1 protein-coding gene is annotated in these 929 nt (G+C 69.1%); it reads left to right on the top strand.

What is annotated here, in order from left to right:
- Nucleotides 1–929: ABC transporter ATP-binding protein (locus IRY44_RS30430; protein ID WP_194803569.1), on the top strand; the 929-nt coding region annotated here is incomplete at both ends.

The raw sequence follows: 929 nt of genomic DNA, 5'->3' as shown, positions 1-929 counted from the left end.
AAGCACTTCCCCGTCCGGCAGGGCCTGCGCGCCACGGGTGCGGTGCGGGCGGTGGACGGGTTGGACTTCGACGTGCGGCCGGGCGAGACGCTCGGGCTGGTGGGGGAGTCGGGGTGTGGGAAGACCACGACCGGGCGGATGCTGGTCCGCCTGCTCGAGCCGACCGCAGGCAGCATCGCGTTCGCGGGGCGGGACATCACGCATGCGAAACGTGGTGAGTTGCGCGGGCTGCGGCAGGACCTGCAGATCATCTTCCAGGACCCGTACGCGTCGCTGAACCCGCGCCACACGGTCGGGCGGATCGTGGCGATGCCGTTGCAGGTCAATCGGATCACCCCACCCGGCGGCGTCAAACACCGCGTCCAGGAACTCCTCGAACTCGTCGGGTTGAACCCGGAGCACTACAACAGGTATCCGCACGAGTTCTCCGGCGGGCAACGCCAGCGCATCGGCATCGCCCGCGCTCTGGCGTTGAAGCCGAAGCTGATCGTGGCCGACGAGCCCGTCTCGGCGCTGGACGTGTCGATCCAGGCGCAGGTCATCAACCTGCTGCGCAGCCTGCAACGCGACCTGGACCTGGCGTTCGTGTTCATCGCCCACGACCTCGCCGTGGTCCGGCACTTCTGCCACCGCGTCGCCGTCATGTACCTCGGCAAGATCGTCGAGATCGGCGACCGCGACACCATCTACACCCACCCACAACACCCCTACACCCGGGCACTGCTGTCCGCGATCCCCGACGTCACCACCCTCGGACCCGCCGGCCGCATCCGCCTCACCGGCGACGTGCCCACCCCACTCAACCCACCATCGGGCTGCCGCTTCCGGACCCGCTGCTGGAAAGCCACCGACCACTGCGCCACCGAAGAACCCGCACTGACCACCCGCGACGACGGCGGGCAGCTCACCGCCTGCCACTACCCGGAGAG

The organism is Micromonospora sp. ANENR4, from assembly GCF_015354395.1.
GTDB classification, from domain to species: domain Bacteria; phylum Actinomycetota; class Actinomycetes; order Mycobacteriales; family Micromonosporaceae; genus Micromonospora; species Micromonospora aurantiaca.
This window is presented reverse-complemented; position numbering and strand designations above follow the sequence as displayed.